The following is a 492-nucleotide window of genomic DNA, read 5'->3' as shown; positions in this document are numbered from 1 at the left end:
AAGCACAATCGCTTCGTCGCCTATAGTCAGCCGGAATAAAAGTTGAGCCTTTTTTTTGACGCATGTCGGTTTCCCAAAAACCGCTGCGCACTTTTAAGCGACATGCGTAGGGATTAAACAGGCCTCCGGAAACGTTTCTTCGACGTAGTCGAAGCCCAAACCGGAGGAACCACCATGCGCAAACTGCTTCTCGCCACCGCGGCCATCCTGATCGCAGCCGCGGGCGCCGCTTACTCGCAAGATGCCAAGATGAGCTTCTTCGTCACCAGTGTCGGTTCCGGCAAGGGTGCCGACCTCGGCGGCCTCAAGGGTGCTGACGCGCATTGCGCATCGCTGGCGGAAGCCGCCGGCGTCACCGGCAAGAGTTGGGCCGCCTATCTGTCGACCAGCGACACCGACGCCCGCGACCGTATCGGCAAGGGGCCGTGGGTGAACGCCAAGGGCGTCAAGATCGCTGACGACGTCGCCTCGTTGCACAGCGATGCCAACGGC

Annotated in this window: 1 pseudogene; it reads left to right on the top strand. The window is 60.8% G+C overall.

Features of this window, described 5'->3' with window-relative positions:
• Positions 1-174: 174 nt before the first annotated feature.
• A pseudogene (locus EN884_RS38105) lies at positions 175-492 on the top strand (hypothetical protein); the annotation flags it as partial.

It is taken from the genome of Mesorhizobium sp. M7A.F.Ca.AU.001.01.1.1 (genome assembly GCF_004022735.1).
In the GTDB taxonomy this organism is placed as follows: Bacteria; Pseudomonadota; Alphaproteobacteria; order Rhizobiales; family Rhizobiaceae; genus Mesorhizobium; species Mesorhizobium ciceri.
This window is presented reverse-complemented; position numbering and strand designations above follow the sequence as displayed.